At 68.5% G+C, this 25,352-nt stretch carries 27 protein-coding genes; 17 read left to right on the forward strand and 10 right to left on the reverse strand.

From position 1 onward, the window contains the following. The 5 genes from VF697_RS08440 to zwf form a co-directional block, all read right to left on the reverse strand. The coding region (locus tag VF697_RS08440; protein WP_331093076.1) for a xanthine dehydrogenase family protein molybdopterin-binding subunit at nucleotides 1-1,495 on the reverse strand (1,495 nt) is incomplete at its 3' end. Then, entirely contained in the window at nucleotides 1,492-1,980 is a 489-nt protein-coding gene (locus VF697_RS08445; RefSeq protein ID WP_331093077.1) for a (2Fe-2S)-binding protein, read from the reverse strand. The genes VF697_RS08440 and VF697_RS08445, both read right to left, overlap by 4 nt. Before the next feature lie 139 nt (nucleotides 1,981-2,119). Beyond that, nucleotides 2,120-3,559: an NADP-dependent phosphogluconate dehydrogenase gene (gene gndA, locus VF697_RS08450; RefSeq protein ID WP_331093079.1), complete on the reverse strand. Its 1,440-nt coding sequence runs from the start codon at nucleotides 3,557-3,559 to the stop codon at nucleotides 2,120-2,122. Between the two features lie 17 nt (nucleotides 3,560-3,576). After that, the gene (gene pgl, locus VF697_RS08455) at nucleotides 3,577-4,248 is read right to left on the reverse strand and encodes a 6-phosphogluconolactonase (RefSeq protein WP_331093081.1); all 672 of its coding nucleotides are present in this window, start codon (nucleotides 4,246-4,248) and stop codon (nucleotides 3,577-3,579) included. Continuing rightward, the gene (gene zwf / locus VF697_RS08460) at nucleotides 4,245-5,786 is read right to left on the reverse strand and encodes a glucose-6-phosphate dehydrogenase (RefSeq protein WP_331093082.1); all 1,542 of its coding nucleotides are present in this window, start codon (nucleotides 5,784-5,786) and stop codon (nucleotides 4,245-4,247) included. The genes pgl and zwf overlap by 4 nt, the downstream gene beginning before the upstream one ends. A gap of 242 nt (nucleotides 5,787-6,028) precedes the next feature. On the opposite strand from zwf, the gene VF697_RS08465 reads away from it, so the two are divergent. Both VF697_RS08465 and VF697_RS08470 read left to right on the forward strand, forming a co-directional pair. Beyond that, entirely contained in the window at nucleotides 6,029-6,370 is a 342-nt protein-coding gene (locus tag VF697_RS08465; RefSeq protein WP_331093084.1) for a hydrogenase maturation nickel metallochaperone HypA, read from the forward strand. 181 nt (nucleotides 6,371-6,551) lie between these two features. Beyond that, complete coding sequence (locus VF697_RS08470) at nucleotides 6,552-8,561, forward strand: methyl-accepting chemotaxis protein (protein ID WP_331093086.1); 2,010 nt, start codon at nucleotides 6,552-6,554, stop codon at nucleotides 8,559-8,561. A 7-nt stretch (nucleotides 8,562-8,568) separates the two neighbouring features. Here the strand turns inward: VF697_RS08470 and VF697_RS08475 are convergent, their stop codons facing one another. Beyond that, on the reverse strand, nucleotides 8,569-9,309 hold the full coding sequence (locus VF697_RS08475) for an SDR family NAD(P)-dependent oxidoreductase (protein WP_331093088.1): 741 nt from the start codon (nucleotides 9,307-9,309) through the stop codon (nucleotides 8,569-8,571). 223 nt (nucleotides 9,310-9,532) lie between these two features. On the opposite strand from VF697_RS08475, the gene VF697_RS08480 reads away from it, so the two are divergent. The 7 genes from VF697_RS08480 (at nucleotide 9,533) to VF697_RS08510 (ending at nucleotide 16,104) form a co-directional block, all read left to right on the forward strand. Beyond that, the gene (locus tag VF697_RS08480) at nucleotides 9,533-11,218 is read left to right on the forward strand and encodes a serine/threonine-protein kinase (protein ID WP_331093090.1); all 1,686 of its coding nucleotides are present in this window, start codon (nucleotides 9,533-9,535) and stop codon (nucleotides 11,216-11,218) included. 152 nt (nucleotides 11,219-11,370) lie between these two features. Further along, on the forward strand, nucleotides 11,371-12,276 hold the full coding sequence (locus tag VF697_RS08485; protein ID WP_331093119.1) for a DUF2381 family protein: 906 nt from the start codon (nucleotides 11,371-11,373) through the stop codon (nucleotides 12,274-12,276). Nucleotides 12,277-12,383: 107 nt separating this feature from the next. Further along, the gene (locus VF697_RS08490) at nucleotides 12,384-12,866 is read left to right on the forward strand and encodes a hypothetical protein (RefSeq protein ID WP_331093092.1); all 483 of its coding nucleotides are present in this window, start codon (nucleotides 12,384-12,386) and stop codon (nucleotides 12,864-12,866) included. Nucleotides 12,867-13,120: 254 nt separating this feature from the next. Next, complete coding sequence (locus VF697_RS08495) at nucleotides 13,121-13,762, forward strand: hypothetical protein (protein ID WP_331093094.1); 642 nt, start codon at nucleotides 13,121-13,123, stop codon at nucleotides 13,760-13,762. A gap of 121 nt (nucleotides 13,763-13,883) precedes the next feature. Further along, nucleotides 13,884-15,296 carry a hypothetical protein gene (locus tag VF697_RS08500; RefSeq protein WP_331093096.1) on the forward strand — a complete coding sequence of 471 codons (1,413 nt, stop codon included), beginning with the start codon at nucleotides 13,884-13,886 and terminating at the stop codon, nucleotides 15,294-15,296. Next, a complete protein-coding gene (locus VF697_RS08505; protein WP_331093098.1) occupies nucleotides 15,293-15,769 on the forward strand; it encodes a DUF2019 domain-containing protein in 477 nt (158 codons plus the stop codon). The genes VF697_RS08500 and VF697_RS08505 overlap by 4 nt, the downstream gene beginning before the upstream one ends. A 164-nt stretch (nucleotides 15,770-15,933) precedes the next feature. After that, on the forward strand, nucleotides 15,934-16,104 hold the full coding sequence (locus tag VF697_RS08510) for a hypothetical protein (RefSeq protein ID WP_331093100.1): 171 nt from the start codon (nucleotides 15,934-15,936) through the stop codon (nucleotides 16,102-16,104). A 276-nt stretch (nucleotides 16,105-16,380) separates the two neighbouring features. On the opposite strand, the gene VF697_RS08515 is transcribed toward VF697_RS08510, so the two are convergent. After that, nucleotides 16,381-16,941 (reverse strand): dihydrofolate reductase family protein, encoded by a 561-nt coding sequence (locus tag VF697_RS08515; protein ID WP_331093102.1) that lies wholly within the window; start codon nucleotides 16,939-16,941, stop codon nucleotides 16,381-16,383. A gap of 283 nt (nucleotides 16,942-17,224) precedes the next feature. Between VF697_RS08515 and VF697_RS08520 the strand changes: the two genes are divergently transcribed. The 3 genes from VF697_RS08520 (at nucleotide 17,225) to VF697_RS08530 (ending at nucleotide 19,210) form a co-directional block, all read left to right on the forward strand. Next, the gene (locus tag VF697_RS08520; protein WP_331093104.1) at nucleotides 17,225-17,668 is read left to right on the forward strand and encodes a hypothetical protein; all 444 of its coding nucleotides are present in this window, start codon (nucleotides 17,225-17,227) and stop codon (nucleotides 17,666-17,668) included. A gap of 329 nt (nucleotides 17,669-17,997) precedes the next feature. Then, nucleotides 17,998-18,423 carry a MarR family transcriptional regulator gene (locus VF697_RS08525; RefSeq protein WP_331093106.1) on the forward strand — a complete coding sequence of 142 codons (426 nt, stop codon included), beginning with the start codon at nucleotides 17,998-18,000 and terminating at the stop codon, nucleotides 18,421-18,423. Nucleotides 18,424-18,463: 40 nt separating this feature from the next. Further along, the gene (locus VF697_RS08530; protein ID WP_331093108.1) at nucleotides 18,464-19,210 is read left to right on the forward strand and encodes an NADPH-dependent F420 reductase; all 747 of its coding nucleotides are present in this window, start codon (nucleotides 18,464-18,466) and stop codon (nucleotides 19,208-19,210) included. 109 nt (nucleotides 19,211-19,319) lie between these two features. On the opposite strand, the gene VF697_RS08535 is transcribed toward VF697_RS08530, so the two are convergent. Beyond that, nucleotides 19,320-19,502 (reverse strand): hypothetical protein, encoded by a 183-nt coding sequence (locus VF697_RS08535; RefSeq protein ID WP_331093125.1) that lies wholly within the window; start codon nucleotides 19,500-19,502, stop codon nucleotides 19,320-19,322. A 57-nt stretch (nucleotides 19,503-19,559) separates the two neighbouring features. On the opposite strand from VF697_RS08535, the gene VF697_RS08540 reads away from it, so the two are divergent. Both VF697_RS08540 and VF697_RS08545 read left to right on the forward strand, forming a co-directional pair. After that, nucleotides 19,560-20,228, forward strand: a complete 669-nt coding sequence (locus VF697_RS08540) for a DUF5953 family protein (protein WP_414641259.1) — start codon at nucleotides 19,560-19,562, stop codon at nucleotides 20,226-20,228. Between the two features lie 126 nt (nucleotides 20,229-20,354). Continuing rightward, nucleotides 20,355-22,148 carry an ATP-binding protein gene (locus VF697_RS08545; protein WP_331093110.1) on the forward strand — a complete coding sequence of 598 codons (1,794 nt, stop codon included), beginning with the start codon at nucleotides 20,355-20,357 and terminating at the stop codon, nucleotides 22,146-22,148. A 13-nt stretch (nucleotides 22,149-22,161) separates the two neighbouring features. On the opposite strand, the gene VF697_RS08550 is transcribed toward VF697_RS08545, so the two are convergent. Beyond that, nucleotides 22,162-22,299 (reverse strand): hypothetical protein, encoded by a 138-nt coding sequence (locus VF697_RS08550; RefSeq protein ID WP_331093112.1) that lies wholly within the window; start codon nucleotides 22,297-22,299, stop codon nucleotides 22,162-22,164. A 350-nt stretch (nucleotides 22,300-22,649) separates the two neighbouring features. Between VF697_RS08550 and VF697_RS08555 the strand changes: the two genes are divergently transcribed. The 3 genes from VF697_RS08555 (at nucleotide 22,650) to VF697_RS08565 (ending at nucleotide 24,869) form a co-directional block, all read left to right on the forward strand. Then, nucleotides 22,650-23,102, forward strand: coding sequence for a hypothetical protein (locus VF697_RS08555; RefSeq protein ID WP_331093123.1), 453 nt, complete (start codon nucleotides 22,650-22,652; stop codon nucleotides 23,100-23,102). Between the two features lie 87 nt (nucleotides 23,103-23,189). After that, nucleotides 23,190-23,996 (forward strand): hypothetical protein, encoded by an 807-nt coding sequence (locus VF697_RS08560; RefSeq protein WP_331093113.1) that lies wholly within the window; start codon nucleotides 23,190-23,192, stop codon nucleotides 23,994-23,996. Between the two features lie 330 nt (nucleotides 23,997-24,326). After that, entirely contained in the window at nucleotides 24,327-24,869 is a 543-nt protein-coding gene (locus VF697_RS08565) for a hypothetical protein (protein ID WP_331093115.1), read from the forward strand. 241 nt (nucleotides 24,870-25,110) lie between these two features. Here VF697_RS08565 and VF697_RS08570 read toward each other — a convergent pair. After that, the coding region (locus VF697_RS08570) for a hypothetical protein (protein WP_331093117.1) at nucleotides 25,111-25,352 on the reverse strand (242 nt) is incomplete at its 5' end.

The following is a 25,352-nucleotide window of genomic DNA, read 5'->3' on the forward strand; positions in this document are numbered from 1 at the left end:
CGGCGTAGCGGATGGTGCCTCCACGCCACGCGCCGAAGTCCGAGCCGATCACCGCGCCCACGACTTCCGGCACCATGCCGAGCAGGACGTCGCCGCTGGCCTGCTGGTGCTCGAAGGCCAGCACCCGGCCGGACGCGTCGAGGGAGGCGCGCAGCCGGTGGTGGGTGGGGGGGCGGAAGAAGCCCTGGCGGAACTCCTCGGTGCGGTTCCACCCCACATGCACCGGACGGCCGGTGGCTTGCGAGAGCCTCGCGGCCTCGAGGGCGGCTCGCGCGTCCAGGCGCCGTCCGAAGCCTCCTCCCGGGTGGGTGGGGAAGACCTCGACGCTCTCCACCTCGCGCTCCATCGCCCCGGCCACCTGCTTGCGAAGGATCCCGGGCACCTGGGTGGCCATCCACACCCGCACCCGCTCCGGCTTCACCTCCACCAGCGCGGCCTGCGGCTCCAGGTGGGCATGGGCCGCCAGGGGCGTGCGGTACTCGGCGCGGAGCTGCCTGCCGCGGCCCAGGTGGGTGGGCGCATCGCCCTCGTCCTGGACGAGCACGCCCGCGCCGTCCTTCACGGTCGTCAGCGCGTCGAGGTCCGCCTGCTGGACGCGCTCGCCCTCGGTCCACTCCAGCTCCAGGTGGGCCAGGGCGGCGTATGCCTGCGCGCGGGACTCGGCGGCCACGCCGGCGAAGTCGTTGCCCAGCACCACCGCCACCACGCCCGGCTGCTGGCGCGCCTGTCCCTCGCGGGCCGCGCGCAGCGTGCTGCCCAGCCTCGGCGGCCGGGCCACGGCCCCGTACAGCATGCCCGGCAGCCGCTGGTCATAGGCATACACCGGCTGGCCGGTGAGCTTGGCCTCCACGTCCACGCGCGGCATCGACTGGCCGATGACGCGGAAGTCCTTCACCGGCTTGAGGGCGGGCGGCTTCTCGGGCACGTCCCACGCGCCCGTGTGCCGTGCCACCACCTCGCCGTAGCGCAGCGTGCGCTCGGGCGCGTCTCGCACGGTGAACGTCCCGTGGGCGACCCCGAGTGACTCGACCGGCACGCCGAGCTGGCGGGCGGCCTCGGTGCGCAGCATCTCCCGGAGGGTGGCGGCCACCTCGCGCAGCGGGTGGAAGAGGCTGACCACGGTCCGGCTGCCCGAGGTGCCAGCGACATCCACCGGGCCCCGGGCGGTGCTGGCGTGCACCACCTCCAGCTTCTCCCAGGGGACTTCCAGCTCCTCGGCGGCGAGCTGCGCCAGCGCGGTGTGGATGCCCTGGCCCATCTCCACCTTGGGCAGGTGCAGGCGCACGCGGTCGTCCGGGAACAGCTCGAACCAGAGGGTGGGGTCCAGGGTGCCGGCCAGGGAGGGCAGCTCGCCCGTGTCGAACCACCGGGCCAGGCCCAGGCGCATGGCGGGCAGACCCAGGGCGACCGCACCGGCGCCGCCCACGCCCAGGCCGAGCAGGAACTGTCGGCGCGTGGGGCGCCATGACTGCTTCTCGGGACGCGAGTCCCTCATGGCTCGGTCTCCTGGGTGAGCAGCTTCGACGCCTCGAGCACGGCCTTCTTGATGCGGCAGTAGGTGCCGCAGCGGCAGTAGTTGCCGCCCATGGCCTCCACCACCTGCTGGGGCGAGGGGCTCGGGTTGCGCTCCAGGAGGGCGGCGGCGGTCATCATCTGCCCGCTCATGCACCAGCCGCACTGGGGCACCTGCACCTTCAGGAAGGCCTGCTGCACGGGGTGCAGCCGCGCTTCACCTGCGGGCCCCTTGCTGGCGAGGCCCTCCACGGTGCGGATGCGCGTGCCGGCCAACTGGGAGATGGGCAGGAGGCAGGCGCGGGTGGCGGCCCCATCCACGTGGACCGTGCACGCGCCACACACGCCGGCCCCACAGCTGAACCGGGTGCCCACGAGGCCGAGCTCATCCCTCAGCACCCAGAGCAGTACGCGGTCGGGGTTCTCGTCGGAGACCTCGTGTTCCTGCTCGTTGATGGTGAGCTTCATGCGGGCTTCCCGTGCGTTGAGCGGAAGCCGCAGTGTGCGAAGGGTCGCCCGAATTATCCAGCCAGGGGGGGCGCCAGCCGAGGGAGGAGGCGCCCGGCTCCGGGCTGGGCGGGCGTTGGTGCCGGGCGAACGGTCCGCGTCAGCTCCAGTCCGAGTGGACGAAGCCGGCCTCGGGCCTGTCGCGGCGCTGGTAGGTGTGGGCGCCGAAGGCGTCGCGCTGGGCCTGGGTGAGGTTCTGTGGCAGCTCGGCGCTGCGGTAGCTGTCGAAGTAGGCGAGGCTCGCGGAGAACACCGGCACCGGAATCCCCAGCCGCGTGGCCACCGCCACCGTGCGTCTCCAGGCGGGCGCCATCCGCTCCAGCACGGGCGCCAGGCTGTCGGCCAGCATCAGGTTGGGCAGGTCCGGCCTCTTCTCGAAGGCCTCGCGCAGCGGCGTCAGCAGCTTCGCGCGGATGATGCAGCCGGCCCGCCAGATGCGCGCCATCTCCGCCAGCGACACGTTCCACTGGTACTCGTTGGACGCCGCCTGGATGAGCCGCATCCCCTGCGCGTACGTCACCACCCGCGCCGCGTACAGCGCGTCATGCACCCACGCCGCCAGGTTCGCCTTCTCGTCCGCGGACAGGCTCTCGCCCTGGGGGCCGTGGAGGGTGCGGCTCGCCGCCACGCGCTCGTCCTTCATCGAGGAGAGGTTGCGCGCGTCCAGCGCCCCGGCGATGGAGGGCACCGGCACGCCCAGGTCGAGCGACACCTGCACCGTCCACTTGCCCGTGCCCTTCTGGCCCGCCTTGTCCAGCACCAGGTCCACCAGCGGCTTGCCCGTCTCGGTGTCCTTCTTGCGCAGCACCTTGAGGGTGGTCTCCAGCAGGAAGGACTCGGCGATGCCCTGGTTCCACTGCGAGAAGAGGTCCGCCACCTGCTCCGCCGGCAGCCCGAGCCCGCGGCGCAGCAAGTCGTACGTCTCCGCCAGGAGCTGCATGTCGGCGTACTCGATGCCGTTGTGCACCATCTTCACGAAGTGGCCCGCGCCATCCGGCCCCACGTGCGTGACGCACACGCCCGCCTCGCTCTTGGCGGCGATGGCCTCCAGCACCGGGCGCACCAGCGCGTACGCCTCGGCCGGGCCGCCCGGCATGATGGAGGGGCCGTAGCGCGCGCCCTCCTCACCGCCGGAGACGCCCACCCCGAGGAAGTTCAGCCCCTTCTGCTTCCAGGCGGCCTCGCGCTTCCGGGTGTCCAGGTACCAGGAGTTGCCACAGTCCAGCACCACGTCCCCGGGCTGCAGCAGCGGCTCGAGCTTCTCCATCATCGAGTCCACCGCCGCGCCCGCCGTCACCATCAACATGATGCGGCGCGGGCGCTCCAGCGAGGCCACGAAGTCCTCCAGCGCGCCGTGGCCCTGGAGGCTCGCGGGCGCGCCCTTCTGGCGCAGCTCGTCGAAGCGCTCGGGGTGCCGGTCCCACACGGCCACCCGGAAGCCGTGGTCCGCCACGTTGAGCGCGAGGCTCTGCCCCATCACCCCCATCCCCGCCACGCCGAACTGCGCACCCCCCTGCTTCGGGCCCTGTGCTGTGGTCATTGCATTGGCTCCTGTGCTCACGGCTGGCCGGCCGCGGCCTTGTCCATCATCCACTGCGCCTGTGTCACCCGCGCCGCCGGGAGGTCCTCGCCCGCGAGCACCCGCCGCACCATGTCCCGCTTGCCCGCTCCCGCCACCAGCCCGAGCACCTTCCGGGCCGACTGGAGCACCGGCAGCGTCAGCGTCATGCGCCACGGCGGCGGCTTGGGGCCCACCACCGCCAGCACCCGCCGCGTCTTCTCCTCCAGCGAGGAGGCACCCGGGAAGAGCGAGGCGGTGTGCCCGTCCTCGCCCATCCCCAGCACCACCACGTCCAGCACCGCCGGCAGCCGCTGCTCGTAGTCGTGCGCGGCCTCGTCCCGGTCCTGGCGCTCGCCCTGCATGCGGAACACCTGCTCCGCGTGCACGCCCAGCGGCTTGAAGAGCGCCTCCTCCGCCAGCAGGTAGTTGCTCTCCGGGTGGTCCGGCGGGACGAAGCGCTCGTCCACGAAGTAGAAGTCCACGAGGGCCCAGGGCACGTCCCGCTTCGCCAGCTCCCGGAACACGGGCCCGGGCGTGCTGCCCCCCGACAGGGCGAGGCTGGCCCGGCGGCCCCCGGCCACCGCGTCCCCGAGCGCCCGCGCGAGCCAGTCCGCGCCCTCGCTCGCCAGGGCCTCCTTGTCCACCACGATGGGGGCGGGCCTGCTCACTTCAGCTCCGTCCAGCGCCGCCCGTCGCGCGCCAGCAGGGCCCCCGCCGCGTCCGGCCCCGCGCTCCCCAGCGCGTACGTCTGCATGGGCCCGCCCTTGCCCGAGTCCAGCGCCTCGATGATGGGCGTCACCCAGGCCCACGCCTGCTCCACGCTGTCCTGCCGCGCGAAGAGCGTGGTGTTGCCCCGCATGCAGTCGAGCATCAGCCGCTCGTACGCCTCGGGCACCGGCTTGTGGAAGCTCTTGGAGTAGTCGAAGTCCATGTTCACGCCCGCGATGTTGACGTCCTCGCCGGGCACCTTCGACTCGAAGCTCAGCCCGATGCCCTCGTGCGGCTGGATGCGCAGGGTGAGCACGTTGGGCTGCAGCCGCTGGCAGGTGTCGCTGGTGTTGAAGAGGCAGTGCGGTACGGACTTGTAGTGGATGGACACCTCCGTCACCCGCTTGCTCAGCCCCTTGCCCGCGCGCACGTAGAAGGGCACGCCCTGCCAGCGCCACGTGTCGATGTAGAGCTTCAGGGCCACGTAGGTGGGCGTCTTCGAGTCCTTGGCCACCCCCTGCTCCTCCCGGTAGCCCTGGTACTGGCCCTGCGCCACGAACTTCGCCACCTCGCCGCCCACCATGGGGCGCAGCGCGCGGAACACCTTGTTCTTCTCGTCGCGGATGTCCTCGGCGGCGAACGAGACGGGGGGCTCCATGGCGCACAGGGCCAGCACCTGCAGCAGGTGGTTCTGCACCATGTCCCGGATGACGCCCGTCTCGTCGTAGAAGCGCCCGCGGCCCTCCACGCCGATGCTCTCCGCCGCCGTGATCTCCACGTGGTCGATGTGCTGCCGGTTCCACAGCGGCTCGAAGATGGCGTTGGCGAAGCGGAAGACGAGGATGTTCTGGACCGTCTCCTTCCCCAGGTAGTGGTCGATGCGGAAGATCTGCCGCTCGTCCAGCACCGTGGCCAGGGAGCGGTTGAGCTCCTTCGCGCTGGCGAAGTCGCGACCGAAGGGCTTCTCGATGACGAGCCGCCGCCAGGGGCGCTTCACGGTGGGGTCCTCGCGGTACAGCAGCCCGGAGCTGGACAGGCCCTCGAGCAGCGAGGGGAAGGTGGAGGCGGGGGTGGCCAGGTAGTAGAGCTGGTTGCCCTGGGTGCCGAAGCGCTCGGCCACGCGCTCCAGGTGCTCGCGCAGGCGGAGGTAGGACGCCGGGTCATCGTAGGCCCCGGTCATCATCTCCAGCTTGGAGGCGAGCCGCTCCCAGGTGGCCTCGTCCAGCGGCTGGGTGCGGGCGAACTTCTGGAGCCCGGCCTTCACCTGGGCGCGGAACTGCTCCAGGTTGTGCTCCGAGCGGCTGAAGGCCACGACGGCGAAGTGGTCGGGCAGCAGCCCCTGGCGGGCCAGCTCGAAGAGGGCCGGGAAGAGCTTGCGTTGCGCCAGGTCTCCCGTGGCGCCGAAGAGGACCAGGAGGCACGGGTCCGGTCTCCCCGCGCGCACCAGCGGATCGCCCTCGCGGGGATGGGTCTCGATGTGCAGCCCCTGCTCTTCCATGGCGCCCTCCGGGACGGCGAATGCCGGGGGAACATATGCGCTCGGGGCTTGACTGGCGCGGCAATACGTCGTGGCGTGACCTCGTACGCGCGGGCGAGGGGGGCGTTGGGTGGCGGAAGGGGAGGGGCAAGCGTTGGCCAGATGACGGCCCGGGAGGACCCCGATTCGCGAGCCCGTGCGCCGATTGCCTAGGCTGGAATCCCTCGTTTGTCCAAGACCTCTGCTCCCCCCGGAGGCACCCCATGCACGAATCCGTCCTTGCCCGGCAGATGCTCGACGCCGTCCTCCGGCGCGCCCTCTCCCATGGGGCCTCGCGGGTGCGCGTGGTGCGGGGCTGGGTGGCCGAGACGGTGTCCCTGTCCCCCGAGCGCCTGTTCTCCGACTTCGCCACGCAGGCCCGGGGCACCCAGGCGGAAGGCGCGCGGCTCCTGCTGGAGCTGATCCACGTGGAGGCGCGCTGCCGGGCCTGTGGCCGCACCTACGCGCCCGAGCACCCCCGCCTGCGCTGCCCCGTGTGTGGCAGCACCAACGGGGAGCAGCTCGGACAGACGGGGCTCGCCGTCACCTCGCTCGTGGTGGACTGAACCGCACCCGTGGCGCGGTGGGATACGCGGAGCGACTCACGCGCCGCTCACTCACTCGCCCTTCGAGTGTGCCCCTCGGGAGAGGGCTCCCGAGGCGTCGGGTCCTAGAGCCAGGGGGCTGCCAGGCGCTGGCTCATGAGCCGCTCAAGCCAATGCCGCGCTCCATGCTCTAAATGCCCCCATGTCATTCAGCAAGAGCCTGGCGACGAAGCTTCTCGTCGCCCTTTGCAGCATCATCAGCCTCGCGCTCGGCATCCTCGTGCTCGTCGTCAGCCGACAGTCGGCACGGGTCGCCGAAGAGCAGGCGAATCAGTTGGCCACGCAGATGGCCGAGCGCTATGCGCGGACGGTCAACTCGGAGCTCGACACCGCGTTCATGCCGGTGCGCACGCTCGCGCAAACGTTGGCGGCCCAGAAGGCCGCCGGCCTGGCCGACCGCCGGCTGGCGGATGCGGCGCTCAAGAAGGTCATCGAGGCCAATCCGAAGCTCCTCGGCCTCTGGACGACGTGGGAGCCCAATGCGTTCGATGGGCTCGATGCGAAGTACGTGAACGCGCCTGGCTCGGACGCCACCGGACGCTACATCTCGAATTGGAGCCGCGGCACCGGACAGGTCAGCCTGGAGCCCAACGTCGATTACGAGACGGAGGGCGTGGGCGATTACTACCTCCTGGCGCGCAAGACCCGGAGGGAGACGATCGTCAACCCCTACCTCTACCCCGTCGGTGGCAGGCCCACCCTCATCACGAGCATCACCGTGCCCATCCTCCTGGACGGCAAGTTCGTCGGGACCGTCGGCGCGGACATCTCACTCGAGCAGCTCCAGAAGCAGATCTCGGAGATCACCCCCTTCGACACGGGGTACGCGCTGCTCGTCTCGAACAACGGCGCGTTCGTCGCGCACCCCTCGGAGGAGCGTCGCGCGAAGCCGCTCGGCGCCTCGCCCGCGGATGCCCTGGTGAAGACCGCCCTCTCGCGTGACACCGCGCTCTCCGCGCAGGTGGACTCGGAGGTGCTCGGGGCCCAGGCCATCGAGGTGGTGGTTCCCATCCGTATCGGTGAGACCGTGACGCCCTGGGCCCTCGCCGTCTTCGCTCCCCTCGACAAGGTGCTCGCGCCGGCTCATGAGCTGCGCGTGTTCACGCTCGTGCTCGGGGCGCTCGCGCTGCTCGCGCTCGGTGGCGCCGTCCTCATCGTCATCCGCCGCATCACGAAGCCGCTCGAGACGATCTCCAGCGTCGCTACCCGCATCGCGAACGGCGATCTCACCGGAGCGCTCGATCACCGCTCCGAGGATGAGATCGGTACCCTCGCCGACGCGTTCCGCTCGATGCGCGACCGGCTGGCGCAGGTGATTGGCGAGGTGCGCGAAGGAGCCGCGGCCCTCTCGTCGGCCGCCTCCCAGCTCTCGGCGACGTCCCAGTCGCTCGCGACCCGCGCGAGCCAGCAGGCCTCCACCTTCGAGAAGATGACCACCAGCCTCGACGGCATGAGCGCGTCCATCATCAAGAACGCCGACAGCAGCCGTCGGGTGGAGACGATCGCTTCCAAGGGCGCGGCCGATGCCCAGAAGAGCAGCCGGGCCGTCGCCGAGACCGTGGATGCGATGAAGCAGATCGCCTCGCGCATCTCCGTGGTCGAGGAGATCGCCTACCAGACGAACCTCCTGGCCCTGAACGCCGCCATCGAGGCCGCGCGCGCGGGCGACCATGGCAAGGGGTTCGCCGTCGTCGCCTCCCAGGTGCGCAAGCTCGCGGAGGGAAGCCAGACCGCCGCGAAGGAGATCAGCTCGGTGGCGTCCAGCAGCGTGAAGATCGCCGAGCAGTCCGGCCAGCTGCTCCACGCGCTCGTCCCGTCGATCGACACCACCTCCCACCTGGTGAGGGACGTCGCCGCCACGTCGACCGAGCAGTCGTCGGACGTCGGGCAGCTCAACAAGGCGATGCTCGGTCTGAACGACGTGACCCAGCAGAACGCGGCGGCCGCCGAGGAGCTGTCGAGCACCGCGGAGGAGATGGCGGCGCAAGCGGAGAGCCTGCTCCAGCTGGTGAGCTTCTTCCAGGTGAGCGAGGCCGGGGGCCAGGGCCGAGGGCGCGGCCGTCCCGGTGCGCGGGCCCTCGGGAGCATGCCTCCCGGCTTTGGGCTGCTGCCCGCCACGACCCCCGCGGAGGTGTACGACCACCGCGTCTGAGGGCCTCTCAGCGCACGCTCAGCTTCTCGGCGTCGGCGAACGAGTTCAGGCAGAGGAGCTGACCCTTCTGCGTGCCGCGCGCGACGCCGAGGAAGGCGGGCGCCAGGCGCAGGGTGTCGCCCTCCGCGGTCAGCCCGAACTGATTCTTGTCGCCGCCCAGGGGGGCCACGGCGAAGTGGATGCAAAGGGTGTTGAGGCGCACCTTGTCGTTGGCGGTCTCCGCCGCCAGCGCGAGCGTCAGGGCGTTGAGCGCCGCGTTCTTCACCGTGCCCAGCCACAGGGAGATGTTCGGAGGGGGGATGTGGGCGAGGCCCCCGCTCACCAGCGTGAAGCTGGAGCCCTCGCGCTCCTTGAGCTCGGGGAGGAACGCCTTGGCGGCCAGGAGGTTGTTGAAGAGGCCGTCATCCAGGGCCGCCTTCAGCTCCTCGGGGGGAGTGCTCGTCGGGGCCTTGGCGTAGGAGACGAAGCCCTGGACCGAGACCACGTGGTCGATCGGCTTTCCCTGGAGCGCGGTGGCGACGGCCTTCTTCGCCTCACGGGCGGAGGCCTCGTCCTTGAAGTCGCCGACGACGGAGATGAAGGGCTCCGAGCTCTGGATCTTCATCTGCTGCGTGAGCTGCTCGAGCTTCGACGCGCTCCGCGAGACGCCCACCACCGTCGCCCCGGCGTCGAGGTACTTCCGCACCACGCCGGAGCCGACCACGCCGCTGGCTCCGATGACGACCACGACTCGATTCTCGAAAGACACGCTGCCTCCTGGGTAGAGGCGACGAGGTTCGTCCGTGGGGAACGCCGGGGTCAAGAGGAGGGCACCCGCGGCCACCGCGGCACCTGAGGCGGGCCCACGGTGTGCGTTCCCGGCCGGGGCGATTGACCTGCTAGGTTGAGGTCCTCGGAGGTAGCCCCCGCGTGTGCGCACGTTCGCATTCTCCAGTCCCGAGCCCCCCATCCTCCTTCGTGGCGAGGGCTCCATGAGCCCGCTCGACCTGCCCCCGCTGCCGCCTGGCACCCGCATTGGCGGAAACGTGGTGGAAGCCGTGCTGGGCTCGGGCAGCTACGGCACCGTGTACCGGGTGCGGGGCCCCGATGGGCACCGGGCCGCTCTCAAGCTGCTACCGCTGGAGGAGGGGAGTGTGCGGACCGGGCGCGCATGGCGCGAGCTGTCGCTGGGGATGTGCCTGCACCACCCCAACCTCGTGCGCCAGTTGGGCGCGGGCCAGTGGCCCGAATCCGAGCCGCGCTTCCTGTGGCTGAAATTCGAGCTGATTGAAGGCCCAACACTGGAGGAATGGGGACAGCGGCCCGGGCGCACCCCGGGCGAGGTGGTGGAGCGGGTGATGGAGGTGGCGCGCGGGCTGGCGGTGGCGCACGACGCGCGGGTGGTGCACCGGGACGTGAAGGAGGACAACATCCTGGTGAGTGACGGTACCGGGCAGGCGGTGCTGGTGGACTTCGGGGCCGGCTACCATGAGGGCGACGCCACGCTGACGAAGGGGATGTTTCCGCCAGGCGCCCCCTGTTACCGCGCCCCCGAGGCGTGGGCCTTTGGTCGTGCGCATGCGGACGTGCCGGGCGCCCACTACCGGGCTGGGCCGGGGGATGACCTGTACGCGCTGGGGGTGGTGCTCTACCGGTTGCTGACGGGCCGCTTCCCCTTCCGGCTCACCGACGAGGGGGGAGTGGACGTGGAGGCGGTGCTCCACCGGGTGCCGCTGCCGCCGCACCTCGTCAATCCGCGCGTGCCTCGGGACGTGGAGGCGGTGTGCCTGCGGCTGCTGGAGAAGCGGCCCGAGGCGCGCTACCCCAGCGCCGTGGCGCTCTACGAGGCCCTGGAGACGCTGAAGGCCGGGGCGGACGCGGCCTGGAGGGTGCCGCTGCATGGCGAGAGGAGAGCCGCCGGCAAGCGGCGGAGGCGACGGGCCCGGGTGCTGGTGGGGACGGGCGTGGGGTTGGCCGTGGCGCTGGGGTGTTGGTGGCTCACCTCTGGCCAGGAAGTGGCGCCTCGGGGGCCCGCGCCGGAACCTGCACGGGCCGTGGCCGCGCCTGCCCAGGCGCCTCCCCCCGCGGTCGCCGCCTCACCCGCGGCGCCTCGAAAGGACAGTGCCCCCGTGAAGCAGCAGCAGACGTCTGGCCCCCAGGGAGAAGCACGGCCTCGGGGCCGAGGAGCCGCCGTGCGCACCGTGTGTCTCGGCCTCGCTGGCGCCGCCTTGCAGGCCTGTCTGGGTGCGCAGCAGGTGCCGCCCGTGCGCCCGGCGCCGCTTCCCCAGCCCTGCCCCCCCGGGGCCGTGGAGACCATGCGCACGCGCGGCCTGCGCCTCGGGGAAATGAGCAGCGTCGAATGGGGCAGGATTCGGGGCAGGTCCGTGCTCGTGCGCGAGGACACTCCCATCTATGTGTTCGGCGATTGGGACACGCCTACGGGACAGACGGCACTGCCCGGGCACACCCGGCTCTCCGGTCGGCTCTACTTCACGGAGGACCGCGTGTACGGTCGCTTCACCGAGGCGCGCACGCCCACCGGGGAGACGTATCCGGTGTGTCTGGAGTTGCTGGATACGGATGACGACGTCGGCCTGGAGCTCCGGCCCGGCAGCGAGCCAGGCAAGGTGCTGGTCGACCCCGTCGCGGTGGTGCGGGTGGTGGACCGTTTCCAATAGGGAGCCTCGGAAACAGGCGGGTGGCAGGTACCGGGCGCAACTCCAACACGACCGCGAGGGAGGTGTGGTAGAGCCCCACTTCTCCGGTCTCGTTGCCCCTCGGGAGGTCCCGCCCCGTGTTCGCCCTGTCTTCCGCCGCGTTCCTGGGACTCGTGCTGCTCGCCGCCCCTGCGGGTCCCCCTGAGGAAGCCCCAGTGCCCACCTGTGAGGTGGACACGCGTCATATCGAGCTGACGGTGGACACGGCTCGCAAGGCGCACGAGGTGTGCATCCGCCCGGGGCGCTCCACCAGCTTCTTCTTCAACGCGAGGCTGGCGCGCGTGGAGCTGGTCGGGCGGGAGCGCTTCCGGGTGATAGAGGACGAGGCGGGCTTCACGCTCGCCCCCACGTGGGTCCTGCCGGACGGGGAGCGCGTGCCGGTGACGGTGCACTTCCAGGACGGCGCGGCCCCGGCGAGCATCTCGTTCATGCTGGTGGTGCACCCTTCCGAGGCCGAGCGGCAGGTGGAGGTGATACGCCAGCCGCACACGCCGGCCTCCTGCCACGAGGGCGAGCAACGGGCGCTGGAGGAAGTCCAGCAGTGTCGGCGGGAGAAGGCGCGCCTGGAGGTGGAGTCCAACGGGAAGGTGGGGCTCACGGCCCTCCTCGCCCAGAAACTCATGGGGGAGGGCGGCGTCAGCGACAAGAACATCGCCAGGAACGTCACCGCACGCCCCGGCAACACGCTCATCAGCAGCAAGGCGCGCAGCTACCGCTCGGGCACCGGGCACGAGAAGGGCGGGCACAAGGTGGTGCGGCTGGCCGTGGAGCAGGAGTTGTGGAACGACGCGGGCACACCCTGGACACCCGCCGGTGCGGTGCTGGTGGGCCCCAGTCGCGTGGAGTTGAAGGCGCTCGGCGTGTGGCCGCTGGAGCCCATTGTCCCGGGGAAGAGGCTTCGTGTCGTGCTGGAGGTGGAGGCGACGCAGGAGGAGGCGCGCGGCACCTTCACCCTGAAGCTGTGGAGCCAGGAGGGGGGCGCACGTGAGGAGTTCTTCGACGGTGTGACGTTTCCGTAGGACGAGGAGGCCGCACGGCGGCCATCGAGAATGGTGCTGTTTACTCACCCGCACATGGATGTTCATACTTCTCTGGAAAATGGCGATCGAGGGTATGAGGAACGCCCATGAGCGACGAGCGAACGCCTGCAGAGCCCGAAGTCATGGAGCCCACGTTCTGGCGGAAGAACGGCTGGACGGCCAGGGTCATCAAGAACGAGGAGGACGACGGCTGGGCCGTGGAAATCCGCAAGCAGGGGATCGCCGAGCCCGTCCTCATCAGTCCGTGGGTGATGGGCCGGGATAAGAAGAACCCCAAGCCCTTCGATGCGACGGCGTTCGCGACCTTCGTGAAGACGGCCTCGGAGGTCCTGGACCGCTCGGCGAGACAGCGCGACCAGGCGATGACCAAGAAGCTCTCCATCGCCTGGGAGGGCCGCTGGTACGAGGTTCGGCTCGAGCTCGTGGCCGATGAGTATGAGCCCCACGCGCTGCTCTCCGCCGTGGACGATGCGGGCGCGACCGTCGCGAAGCATCGCGTGCCCGTGAACTTCAAATTCAACAGAGACGTCGCCAACGAGTGGGTGCGCGGCGGCTTCAGCGAGCCCTGAGCTGGCTCTCCTCTTATGGTTCGCGGCATGAAAAAGAACCGACCGCTCATCATAGTGTTCGCGGTGACAGCATTGGGATTCGCCGCGTGTGACGAGGCAAAGGAAGAGGAGCCCTCGCGCGCCCCGCCAGAAGGCACCTACGCCGTCGGCCCACGCGTTGAGAGCGTGGTCCGTGGCTTCGAGGGACGGTCAGCGTCTTCGCCAGCGGCATGAGAGAACCGCGCGGCCTCGACTTCACCGGTACCGAGCTCGTCGTGACCGACCTGGACCGCATCTGGGCCGTGGACAAGGACGGAAACAAGCGCGTCGTCGCTGACAGCAGCCGATTCCCCGTCACGGTGAGCAACCTCAACGACCTCTCGGTCGAGCCGGGTGGCAAGACCTTGCTCGTCACGGAGATGGGACCTTCGAGCCAGATGCGCCCGACGGGAAGCACCAACACGTTGCATCCCATCAACAGCGCCGAGGCGCAGGCGATGCCACGGACCGCGCGGGTGTTTCGCGTCAATATCGCCGATGGCACGGTGACCACGGTGCTCGATGCCTCGACAGACAACCGCATCTTCAACGGCGTCTTCTCGAGCAAGAGCGGCAAGATCCTCATCGCCGATTACTTCGGTGGCGATTTGACCGAGATGGCGAACAACCAGCAGCGGACGTTCGCCGTGCCTCGCGGCGTCGACGGCATCGGTGAGGACGAGAGCGGAAATCTCTATCTTGGCGTGTTCGAAGAGGGCCGCGTCTACAGGACCGACTCCAACGGCGGAAACCCGACCGTGGTCGTCGATGGCCTCGGCTTCCGAGGTGTGGCCGATATCTTCGTCGACGCTGACAATGGCCTGCTCGCGACGCCGAACCTGGGTGCCGGGACGTTGATTGTGCAGAAGCTGCCGTAGGTGGCTCTCGAGAGGACCTGGACCTGGATTGGCCCAATGCAGCCAGCAAGTGTCAGAGAATTGTAGAGCCCCAACCGCCAGGGGAGGTGCAATGTCCAGGTGTTCTCTCGAGACTCGCCCGGTGGACACACGGCAGTTCCTGCGCGCGGGTGCGCTGGGCCTGGCGGCGCTGATGCTGGTGACAGCGTGCGCCACGGGGGCCCCCATGGGTGGAGGGATGACGGCTTCCCGTTACCGTCCGCCCGTGCCGGATGACTCGCCCGAGCCGTGGGTGCTGGAGCCGGAAGCCGAAGCCGGGGGCCAGCAGGGAGAGGCTTTCTTTACCACGCTGCCCACGGACTTCGCGCCGGTGCGGGTGAGTGACGCTGAGTTTTCGGCGGCCATGACAACGCTTTGGCTCCACATGCCGCTTCGGGTGGCCGCGTCCCGTCCCCCGTTGTATGTCAGCCGTAGGCTGGCGTTGGCTTCCGTGCCCTTGAGTGGCGAAGCGTGGCAATCAGACCTGGCCCGGTCCTATGGGCGGTTTTGCGAGCGGTGCGGCACTCCAGGGGATTGCCTGACGCTGTTTGAAGACGGGCCTCGCCTCCAGGATGACGACAAGCGCAGCCTTGCGCTTGCCCTGGCAGTGGGGCCCGCCCTGGAAGGCGTCAACGCGGAAGTACGGGCCATGCTCGACCCTACGCGAATGCTTGCGATGATCAGCATTAGCATAACGGTTTACATGGCGCTGCTGTTGGCACCAGTGCCCGAGCCGATAACAAAGGGTGCGGCCCTGGTGTTTAGCGCCGCGCTCTGGGGCTATCTCGGCTATGAGTTCTTTGATTTGCTGCGCGCCTATGCGCAGCTTTACGAGGATGCACCCCGGGCCTCTCGCTTTGCGGAGTTGCGCGAGATTGGCGAGCATTTCGGACGTGTCATCGGTCCCAACAGTGTGCGGATTCTCGTAATCGTGGGGACGGCGGCCATAGGTGAAACGGCGGCCCTTGCTTCTAGGGCGCCGAAGCTCCCCGGGTTCGCGCAAGCATCGGAGAGAGTCGCGGCAAGTACCGGCTTGGGCCTGCTGGAGACAGCAACCGGAGCCGAGCGGCTAATTATCTCCGTGCCCGAGGGGACGATCCGCGTGGTGTTGGCGCCTCATGTTGTGGCCATGGCTGCCCGGGGAGCTGGCGCTGGGAGTCTTGTGCCGAGTCGGGGGAAGCTCCTCCCCAACGGACACAGGGCGTGGGGGTCGTACAGTGGTTTCAAGTCAGCCATGGGGCCAGCGGGAAAGGGCAAGGCATGGCATCACATCGTGGAGCAAACTCCAGGCAACGTGAAGCGGTTCGGGGGCGAGGCCCTACACAATACCGAGAACATCACCGCGTTACGAGAATCAGTTCATACGCGCATCAGTGCTTTCTACTCGTCAATTCAGCCAAAAATCACCAACTCAAATACCCTTACCGTGCGGCAGTGGCTCGGCATTCAACCCTATGAGGCCCAGCGCGAGTTCGGTCTGCTGGCCATCAAAAACGTTCTCGGGGGCGTCTGGTGACTGAGATTGAGAAGCTTGTTGCGCTGTTTGCCGAGAATGTAGCTGCGCAGACGGACTCGATCTGGAAGGGTGACGCGAAGACCGGCAACAAACACGCCAAACGATACATGGAGGCGTTCAGCAAGTTGACCGCACAGGGTGATGCCGGGCGCGATGCGCTCACTGTGCTGTTTACTCACCCTCGCATGGACGTTCGGGTCTCGGCCGCTGCGTATTTGCTCCGATTCCGGACGACAGAGGCCCGCGCGATACTGGAAGAGGCGGCGAGGGGGGAGGGGCTGGTACCGTTTGAAGCCTCGCTGGTGCTGAAGAATTGGGAAAGCGGCACATGGGCTCTTGATCTCGCCGAGGATGCGGCGGACCGGTCAGAACCAACTCCCCCGGCTTCACCGAGCAAGCGAAGCCGACCGCGCACGGAGCGCGCTGGTATTGACAGACGGAAGAGGAGCAAGAGGGACAAGCCCGCCAGTTGAGAGCCGCCTCCATGCGCCAGAGACAGTGTCAAAGGACTCGAAACGAGGGAAGCAAGCGAGGACGAGACTCAGCATGTCAGCATGGACGGGTGAGCCTACCGTTCAACTGGACGAAGCGGTGGAGCAAGAGGGGGAGCGAGGACTTGGCGGCGGGGGAAGGGCGTTTGGCCGAGGAAATCGCCGAGCCAGTGGAGGTGGAGGTGGAGGTGGCGCCCCTGCCGTGTTGGGAAGGACTGGGGGAGGAGGGAAGGCGGCGCGCGGTGCTGGGACTGGTGGAGGAGGTGGAAGCCGAGCTCGCGCAGGGGACAAGCCGGTATTGGGAGCGCGAGCGGTGAGGGCCCAGCACCCCCATACCTGGCCCGAGCACCTCGAGCGGAGCCCTCGGCCGTTGGGACATGCCTCCACGCGCCAGACATTGAAGGAGTTGCGTGAGCAGTACGGGGCCTTCGTCGCGGCGTTCCGAGAGGCGGCGGCACGGTGGAGGCGAGGGGACTTCTCGGCCCGCTTTCCGCTCTTCTCCTTCCCACCGCGTGTCGTGCCGAGTCGCGTCGCTCAAGTTCTTTGACACCCTCTCGCTGGCCGCGCAGCGGACCGCCCGCTGCAACCCGTTGTTAGCCGCGCGCGCGCCGGTAGTGCATAGCGACGGCGCCGTTGCGGAACGGCGTCGCCGAGACCAACTCGAGCCGTCGCGTGGTGGGTAGCCCGCTCTGGTACAGGGTTGGGCCATGACCGGCGACCCTGGGGTGGAGTAGGAACTTGTACTCGTCGATCAGATCCAGTCGGTCCAGCTCGGTCGCGAGCTTACCGCTACCGAGGAGCACGCCGGCAGGGGTTACGTCCTTGAGCTTCTGCACGCTCGTACGCAAGTCGCCGGTGATGTGGTGGCTGTTGGTCCACCTGAAGTCCGTTCGCGTCGACGACACCACGTACTTCGGCTTGGCCTCCAGCTTGATCGCCCACGCGCGCATTGCTGGCGGTGCCTCCTCGTCGCCGCGAGCGACCGCCGGCCAATAGCTCTCCATCATCTCGTAGGTGACGCGGCCCCACAGCATCGCCCCTCCCTCGTCCATAAGACGGGTGAAGAAAGCGTGTGTCTCGTCGTCGGCGATTCCCTCCCGGTGGTCGACGCAACCGTCGAGGGTGACGTTGATGCTGAAGGTCAAGAGTCCCATGGCGACGAGTCTACTCCGAGTGTGTCTAGGCGGAATGGGGGCCGTGTTGAGGGAGAGAGCTGGGGTGGCCCCTGCGCTGCAGCCAGCGCAAGCAGGCCGCGTGGGCAGTGACAGGTGCTCCAGAATGGCGCGTACTGCGTTGGGGGCCGTCAGGTACGCCAACACCCGGCGCCTGCCTCCACACCAGGCACAGCCCCCTGTGTCAGGGTACGTGTGCCCCAAGGGGGCTCCTCTTGCAGGAGACCGAGGAGTCCCGATAACAGACAGCTCACCCAGAGGGAGCATGAACCAGACCACGGGGAAGAGGCGTAGGATTGCGTCGTGGGTTGCAGGGGTGCTGCTCGCCACGGCCGGAACAATCGCCTGGCGGTTCATCAGGCCGCTGCGCACGCATGATGGGTCGTGGCACTTCGTCGTCGTCGAGACGTATGAGAGCCCACCCGGGCACAAGGTGCGCAGCCTCGTAGGGCACCCCTGGGGTTGGTACCTGGGAAAGATTCCAGGCGTCCAGGTGCGGTTGCCCGCCGGGATGGCGGTGCGTTGGGAAATACGGCATGAGTATGACTGGGACGGAGATGGCACCTTCGACTGCCGTTGGGAGCAGCAGAAGATGGGACGCAAGCTCTGGCACCGACAGGACGGCGAGTGGGTGGCGGTGCCGGCAGGTCCCGTTCGGTGGCTCGAGAAATGCTTTGCGCACGACCTGGCGCCAGGCCAGGAGCAGTAGCGGGCAGGTCCCAGCCTCCATGAAGACACTTCCGGCCTGGTTGCTCTTGCTGTGCCTCGGGCTGGCGGAGGAGGTGGAAGCCGAGGCTCGCGCAGGGGACAAGCCAAGCGGAGCCCTCGGCCGTTGGGATATGCCTCCACGCGCCAGGCCTTGAAGGGTGCTGCTTTCCTGATTGCTGAGCGTGGTGCCGGTCAGCAGGCGGCTTGGCAGCACGTTGGCGCCCGAGCCATGCAGTCCCCGCATCCGCGCCAACCCGTAGGCGGCTTGACAAGCCACCAATGCCTCATTATCTAGCGAACTAGATGATAGCGCACGAGAAGAGGCCGATTTTGAAACAGCGAAACGTCGGCACACAACTTTCCTTCGCGCTTTATAGCGCGACGAACCGGATGGTGCGGCTGCACAAGCCGTTCCTTGAGCCGTTGGGCCTGACCTTTCCTCAGTATCTCGCAACCCTGGAGTTGCTGGATAGCGCGCCAATTTCGGTCGGCGAATTGGGTGCGCGCCTGGACATGGATACGGGGACGATCACGCCGTTACTCAAGCGGCTCGAGGTCGCTGGGATGGTCACGCGAACACGCGACCCCGCTGACGAACGCCGAGTGCTGGTCGACCTGACACCTGATGGTCGCGCCCTCGAAGTGGAGATCCGAGGCATCACCGACAAGATCAAGACGGCCTGCCAGCTTACCCAGAAGGGCATGGACGACCTTCGCCGTACTCTCGAAGCGCTCGCGCACCCCGCAGCCGAGTGAAGCCTTCACTCAGTCCAAGGCAATACAAGGAGAATGGACCATGAAGATTGGCATCATTGGCGCTGGCTATATTGGGAAGACTCTGGTGCAAAAGCTGAGCGCGGCCGGACACGATGTGAAGGTGGCCAACTCGCGCGGCCCCGACACGATCGAGGCCGACGTGCTGGCCCAGGGAGGACGCGCGGTGTTGGCGGCAGAAGCCGTGGTGGACGTTGACGTCGTGATCCTCTCGGTTCCCTTGGGCCGTATTCCGGGAGTGGCGCCGCTGCTCGCCCACGTCCCCTCCGCGACCGTCGTTATCGACACGTCGAACTACTATCCGCATCGCGACGGGAAGATCGACGCCATCGAAGCGGGTCAAGTCGAGAGCCTGTGGGTGGCCGAGCAGTTGGGCCGACCGATCGTCAAGGCCTGGAACTCGATCGGTTCCGACTCGTTCGCGAAGAAGGGGAAGCCCGCGGGAACCCCGGACCGCATCGCTCTTGCCGTTGCGGCTGATCGCCAAGCGGATCGCAAGGTGGGAATGGCGCTCGTCGAGGAGACGGGGTTCGACGCGTTGGATGCGGGCACGCTGGCGGAATCGTGGCGACAGCAGCCTGGCTCGCCCTGCTATTGCACGGACCTCACGCGCGCGGAGCTGCCGGCCGCGCTCGCGACGGCCGAGGCAGCGCGATTGCCCAAGCGGCGTGATCTGGCCTTGGCGGTCATTCAGGAGCGGTTGAGCGACAGCAAAAAGAACCCCGACGCGGAATACGGCGTCCGCTTGTCTCGCGCGTTGTTCATGTGACGAGGAGCCGTCTCAACTGACGCCCGATTATATTGTGCACCACAAGATGGGTGCGATGGGATCGCGGCGACTCCGCGAGCCATCGAAAGCCTGAGGCATCCCCTCATATCTAAATGAGACCGAAGGCTTCGCGGAAGACGGGTTGCTCGCAGACGAGTTGAGCGAAGCGCTCAATGAGCGGATACAACTCGATTTCACGCATCATGGGCAAGGCCTGGTAGTACATGCAGCCCTGACGGAAGAGCGAGTAGGTGCGTTTCCTCGAGGTGTTGGCTTCGAGGTAGCGCTCCATGCTTACGCGCCAGCTCTCACCAACGACGACGGGCGCCCGCTCGCTGCCGTTGAAGGGATGGAGCGTGCACTCCCCGGCTTGCGGTTGGCGTGGCGACTATCGAAAGCGGGGCGGCCCATCGCGCTTCCTCAGCGCGCGGCGTGGCTGGCGGAGTCGGTAGCGGACGGCGCGTTTGACTTGCTGTGCAATGGCGATGAGCGCTACCCGATTACGATGAGCGGCTTTCGAGAGAGCGCGATTTCGAGTCCAGGGGGCGAGCCGCCACTGCTGGTCCATGCGCAGCTGCCGCAAGACGAGCTGGTGGTCGCCGCGGCTGCGGCCATGCTGGGGCACGTCGCGGAGGGGGTTCGAGCTCGGTGGGGAACCGTGACGCCCGGCCCCGTGAGGCAGGTCATCGCTGCGCAGACGGGCCCGAAGTCGGGGATGCCGCAACGACCTCCTCACGGGCTGCCAATGCTCAAGCTCCCGTGGAACATCCGCTCATCCCAGGTTCCCCAGTACCTGGGGTGGATCAACTACTGGTCCGCGCCCGCCGCGGAGGCCATCGGCTTCCCGGACCCATCCCGCGATGCCGAGCTGCTTGCGCGGGCCCGGCGGACGGCGTCGGGTGGGTGGGTGGTGAGCCTCACCGCAGCACTGCTCGACCTGGACGAGCCAGCCCACGTTGAGGCGCTCAAACGAGCCTACGATCGATTCCGGGAAGTCGGTGGGCGCGCAGAGGCGTGACGGAGGGGGATTGCGCGGTCCGCCGTCGCGGGTTGTGTCCAGACCCGGGCTTCTCCCCTCCTGGCGCATTGACGGGGGGAGGGGCCTCGGGCACGCCTGGGGACCTTCCGGCCAGGCATCCTCGAGATGGACACCCAGAACCCTCCCACCGCCCCCTTAGCCGAAGAGAGCCGTGGCTCCACGCGCCCCCCGCCGGCGGCTCCGTCAGGGCTCGACTTCCAGCAGATCTTCGAGGCAACGCCCGACCCCTACCTCGTCCTGGCGGCGGACTTCACCATCCTCGCGGCGAATGACATCTACCTGCGCAACGCGCTGAGGGTGCGCGAGCACATCCTGGGGCGCCCCCTCTTCGAGGCGTTCCCGGAGAACCCCGAGGACGCGGGCGCGACGGGTGTGAGGAACCTGCGCGCCTCGCTGGAGCGGGTGCTGGCGACGCGGGCCCCGGACACGATGGCGGTGCAGAAGTACGACATCCGCGGGCCGGCCGGGGATTACGAGGAGCGCTTCTGGAGTCCGCGCAACATCCCCATCCTCACCGCCGAGGGCCAGGTGCGCTACATCCTCCACCGCGTGGAGGACGTGACGGAGCTCATCCGGCTCTCCCGGCAGGGGGAGCGCGAGCGCGAGCGTAACGCCGAGCTGCGCAGCCGCAACGTGCGGATGGAGGGGGAGGTCGTCCGGCGCGGGCAGGAGCTGCAGGCCGCCAACGCCGAGCTGCGCGCCGCCAACGAGGCGCTCGCGCGGCGCATGCGGGAGCAGGAGCAGGCCGAGGCGGCGCTGCGCGAGAAGGAGGAGCTGCTGCGCGCCGTCATCAGCTCGCTCGCCGAGGGCGTCACGGTGCAGGATGCCCAGGGCGTGTTGTGGCTCGCCAACGCGAGCGCCGAGCGGCTCTTCGGCCTGTCCCAACCGGAGCTGACGGGGCGCGTCTCCTCCGACTCGCGCTGGGGGGCGGTGCGCCGGGACGGCACGCCCCTGCCCGGCGAGGAGCACCCGCCCATGGTGGCCCTGCGCACCGGACGGCCCCAGGTGGACGAGGTGATGGGCATCCAGCGGGCGGACGGCACGCGCGTGTGGCTGTCGGTGAATGCCCAGCCGCTCTTCGAGCCCGATGGCCACACCCTCGCCGGCGTGGTCTCCTCCTTCTTCGACGTCACCGAGCGCATCCGGAGCGAGGAGGAGCGGGTGCGGCTGCTGCAGGAGGCCCAGGAGGCCGTTCGGGCGCGGGATGAGTTCCTGTCCATCGCCTCGCACGAGCTGCGCACGCCCCTCACGCCGCTGAACCTCAAGCTCCACACCCTGCTGCGCGCGGCCGAGGCCGCCCCGGACGCCGGGGTGCCAGCCGCGCGGGTCGCCGCGGACGTCCACGTCGCCCAGCGGCAGGTGCGCAAGCTCGCGGACCTCATCCGGGACCTGCTGGACGTCTCCCGGCTGGTGCACGGCAAGCTCTCGTTGAACCTGGAGGACGTGGACCTGGCGGCGCTGGCGCGGGAGGTGACGGCGGGCCTCGCGCCCGAGGCCGCGCGCGTCGGGTGTGCCGTGGAGGTCCACGCGGCGGGGGCGCTGGTGGGCCGCTGGGACCGGCTGCGGCTGGAGCAGGTGCTCACCAACCTGCTGACGAATGCCGTGAAGTATGGCGCGGGCCAGCCCATCCGCGTGGACGTGCGCGCGGAGGGAGGAGGCGCGGTGCTCGTGGTGCGCGACCAGGGCATCGGCATCGAGGCCGAGCACCTCGAGCGCATCTTCGGACGCTTCGAGCGCGCCGTGTCCGAGCGCCACTACGGCGGGCTCGGGCTGGGGCTCTTCATCACCGATCAAATCGTCCGGGCGCTGGGCGGAACCATCGCCGTGGAGAGCCAGCCCGGGCAGGGTGCCACCTTCCGCGTGCACCTGCCCCTGGGCGGCCCGTCAGCGCACGGCTGACGGTGCCCCGCGGTCAGTCCTCCACGGTGCGCGGGAAGTTGGCGACGTGGGCGAAGCGCTCGTCGAGGAAGGTGCGCACGCCGCCCTCCCTCGGCACGAAAACACCGTCCGGCACCAGCGAGTGAACGAGGCCCACGGTCGTCATCGGCATGTCAGCCCATCATGGTTGCTTCCTCAACCTCGCACCGCACCGGAGGGAGCATGTTGGGCATGAAAATCAGTGGACGCAGGACGAGGAGCACCTTGGGGCTCGCGGGTTTTCTCCTGGTGCTCGTGGCGGCCCTCGGTGTCCAGGCGGAGCCGCCCTCCTCCACGCTCCCTGGCCGTCAGCCCGACTCCAAAGAGCCCTGGGGCGCTTTTCTTGGCAAGGCCGCGCATTACGCCATTGGCAGAGCGTACCTCGTGCAGCATCCCTCCAGCGTCGTCTTCCTCAACACCGTCAGCCTCTCCAGAATTGTGGAGAGGGGGAAGCTCGGGGAGCCCAAGCGTCTCCCGGAGTTCGTGAGGCGCTTGTGCCCGGACATCACCGATACCCGCCTCCTCGTGCTGTTCGAACTCAAGCCGGACAACGAGGAGTCGCGCGGGGAGGGGAGAGAACAGGCGGGGCGTTACCTGGCGGCGCTCAATGAGGTTGTCGAGCCTGACAAGAAGCTCACGGGAGGCACCGGCTTCGAGGGGTCGCTCTTCCTCGAATTCGAGAACGGGGGAGCGCTCTGGCAGTTGTCCTGGCGCACGCCAGAGCCCGGAGTGACCCTGTACCGCTGGAGCTACCGGCGCGAGCAGCCCCATGCCTCCTGGAAGGAGCGGGCGGCCCAGAAGGCAGAAGAGTTGCCCGGGGAAGAACTGGAACAGCGCGGTGAGTTGGCCGAGCAGGCGATCCGGGCTGCGTATGAAGGGAGCGAACGGCCCAAGGGCTTCCAGGGCCAGGTCTACCTGCCTGGAGACTGCCGCTGAGCGGGCGGGAGGCGTCCGCCGCCCTCGGAGCGAGCGACGTGCCTGGCGCTTGAGGCGCAATTGGCCGCTGTGTTAGGGCGAAAGGCCATGACCCCGGAACACTCCCCGGTGCTCGAGTTTCCAGCGTGGCTCTACGACACCACCGCCATCATCCTCCGCAAGGTGAGAGCCGAGGGCCGCTGGTGGGCCCGGGAGTACCTCGAGGCCGGTGCCTTTCCCCAGCCCCGGCAGATGCGCCAGGTGCCGCCTGGCGAGGTGCTGGTGATGCACTCGGGGGCCGAGGGTTTCGATTGGAACCGCCCGCGCTGGCGGGTGCACCTGTTCGACGAGGTCTTCGTGGACTTGGATGAAGGCGTCCCGGAGGAGGAGCACCCGCGCATGAGGGAGGCCTTCGAGTCCTTCTGCCTGAGCACCCCGTGGGGGGCCCTCTCTCATGCCGTGTCTCCCCCCCCCTTACGGAGCGCGGAGCGCATGGCGAACCGGCTCGCCTCGCTGCTCCGCTTCTGGGACGTGCTCCAGGGCCCTCGCTATGTGTACAGATTGCCCGGCACCCACCACACCCTCGACGGGCTCATGGAGGACATCTACCGCAAGACCCTGGAGGCCTGGTGCCCCGGAGGCCCGGCCTCGGTCCGCGAGCACATGGCCCTGACGGTGGAGCGCATGTCTCGCGCGACCCGAGAGGATTGCGAGGAGGCCGTGCTCCGGGTGATTCCCGTCCTGGTGGAGGGGGACAACGACTTGAAGCACCACGAGGTGCTCTGCGACCCGGGCTTCCTGCGCGAGCGCCTCTGCGCGCTTCCCCCGAAGGACTTCGAGGATTTTTCCAGCGCCTACACATACACAGTGGCCGTACAGTTGGCTGCCTGGGACAGGGAATTGGGGCGGCATTAGCATCGGACAAGGCCCACGGTCGTGCGGGCAAGACCTTCCCACCAGCCCCACCTGAAGGAAGCCAGCCGAGGCTCCTCCTGGGGCGTCGGCACGGGGCCTCCGCCGCGCAGCCCGGGGAAGGTGTCAAAGGACTCGTTTCGCCCGAGGACTGGGAAGCGGCTGTGCGTGCGCTGGAGTTGGAGGTGCTGCGGCCTGAGCAGCCGCGGCACCTCCCAGCGCGCTCTGAGGCGCGTGATGTGTACGGTGGGCGTCGTTGTCGTCACCCTCGCCCATTGCTAGCATCGCCAGCGGTCCACTATTTCGGCTCGACCACTTCAGCAAGGAAGACACATGAAGCTCGTCTGGACACTGTCTGTACTTGTCGCGCTGGTGGACGCACCCACTGCCTATGCCCAAGACAATGCGGCGTGGAGGGGCGTCGAGCCTCAAGTCCAGGGAAAAAGCTGCCAGGAACTCACGAGGGATGATTGTGACTTTATCGACGAGGCAATCGCGAATTGCCCGGATACCTGCGCACGGAGAAGTGAAAGCAAGCAGCCAGTGCAGCCCCCCTCGGACTCGCGGGCGAAGATGCTTGAAAGCTTCAGGCATGACTGTGCCAAGACCATAGGGCCGGTTGGCGCGTACTTCGCTGAGCCGGTGCCGCCGATGGCATATGTCAACCGCTGCTCCGCTCTACTCTTGAAGGCATGGGACAGCAAAACGTCTGATTTGGAGAAGCGCACGGCCAAGATCAAAGAAAAGGTCAAAGGCGAGTATCGGGCTGCTTGTGAGAAGAAGAGGAATGCAGCCGCAGCCAATCGATGCAGGAACGACCAAATGTGGAATGGGCGCCAATGCCAGAATCGCTTCCGGCCAGACCAGACGCGTTAGGAGGCTCGTAGCGCTTACCACGAGGCCCGTGCACCACGGGCCCGCGTCCGACGTGTCCGGCCTGAACGCTCCCCACGAGCCCAAACACCGCGAGGCCCGTCTCTGCGTGTCTGACGCGTCCGGCCTGGACGCGCAGGACAAACCGTCCTGGCTCACGGAGGGGGCATCGAGGTGGAGAGCCGCCTCGGAGCAGGCTCGCTGTTCACGGTCCTCCTGCCCCTGCCGGCGCGCTAAGGGCGTGCTACTTGCCGAACGAGTTCACGACGAGTTTGGAGTCCACGGGCGTCGAGCCCTTGCCCAGGTCCTTCGGCACGCCGATGGCCACGGTGCCACTGCAACTCTCGCCGTTCGCGTCGGTGGCCGTGTAGGCGATGCGGTAGACGCGGCCGTCTCCGGTGTTACTCCGCTCGGCCCGGAGGAGGACCGAGCCCGGGGCCTTCCCCTCCTGCGCATCGGGAGAGGTGTCCCCGTAGCCCAGGCCAT

This window comes from Archangium sp. (assembly GCF_036388035.1).
Lineage (GTDB): Bacteria > Myxococcota > Myxococcia > Myxococcales > Myxococcaceae > Archangium.

Bases quoted from the DNA above. Each gene is read 5' to 3' on its own strand.
- VF697_RS08445 (WP_331093077.1), bottom strand. From the start codon at position 1,980: ATGAAGCTCACCATCAACGAGCAGGAACACGAGGTCTCCGACGAGAAC.
- gndA (WP_331093079.1), bottom strand. From the start codon at position 3,559: ATGACCACAGCACAGGGCCCGAAGCAGGGGGGTGCGCAGTTCGGCGTG.
- zwf (WP_331093082.1), bottom strand. From the start codon at position 5,786: ATGGAAGAGCAGGGGCTGCACATCGAGACCCATCCCCGCGAGGGCGAT.
- VF697_RS08465 (WP_331093084.1), top strand. From the start codon at position 6,029: ATGCACGAATCCGTCCTTGCCCGGCAGATGCTCGACGCCGTCCTCCGG.
- VF697_RS08470 (WP_331093086.1), top strand. From the start codon at position 6,552: ATGTCATTCAGCAAGAGCCTGGCGACGAAGCTTCTCGTCGCCCTTTGC.
- VF697_RS08480 (WP_331093090.1), top strand. From the start codon at position 9,533: ATGAGCCCGCTCGACCTGCCCCCGCTGCCGCCTGGCACCCGCATTGGC.
- VF697_RS08490 (WP_331093092.1), top strand. From the start codon at position 12,384: ATGAGCGACGAGCGAACGCCTGCAGAGCCCGAAGTCATGGAGCCCACG.
- VF697_RS08515 (WP_331093102.1), bottom strand. From the start codon at position 16,941: ATGGGACTCTTGACCTTCAGCATCAACGTCACCCTCGACGGTTGCGTC.
- VF697_RS08520 (WP_331093104.1), top strand. From the start codon at position 17,225: ATGAACCAGACCACGGGGAAGAGGCGTAGGATTGCGTCGTGGGTTGCA.
- VF697_RS08530 (WP_331093108.1), top strand. From the start codon at position 18,464: ATGAAGATTGGCATCATTGGCGCTGGCTATATTGGGAAGACTCTGGTG.
- VF697_RS08535 (WP_331093125.1), bottom strand. From the start codon at position 19,502: ATGGAGCGCTACCTCGAAGCCAACACCTCGAGGAAACGCACCTACTCG.
- VF697_RS08540 (WP_414641259.1), top strand. From the start codon at position 19,560: ATGGAGCGTGCACTCCCCGGCTTGCGGTTGGCGTGGCGACTATCGAAA.
- VF697_RS08545 (WP_331093110.1), top strand. From the start codon at position 20,355: ATGGACACCCAGAACCCTCCCACCGCCCCCTTAGCCGAAGAGAGCCGT.
- VF697_RS08550 (WP_331093112.1), bottom strand. From the start codon at position 22,299: ATGCCGATGACGACCGTGGGCCTCGTTCACTCGCTGGTGCCGGACGGT.
- VF697_RS08560 (WP_331093113.1), top strand. From the start codon at position 23,190: ATGACCCCGGAACACTCCCCGGTGCTCGAGTTTCCAGCGTGGCTCTAC.
- VF697_RS08565 (WP_331093115.1), top strand. From the start codon at position 24,327: ATGAAGCTCGTCTGGACACTGTCTGTACTTGTCGCGCTGGTGGACGCA.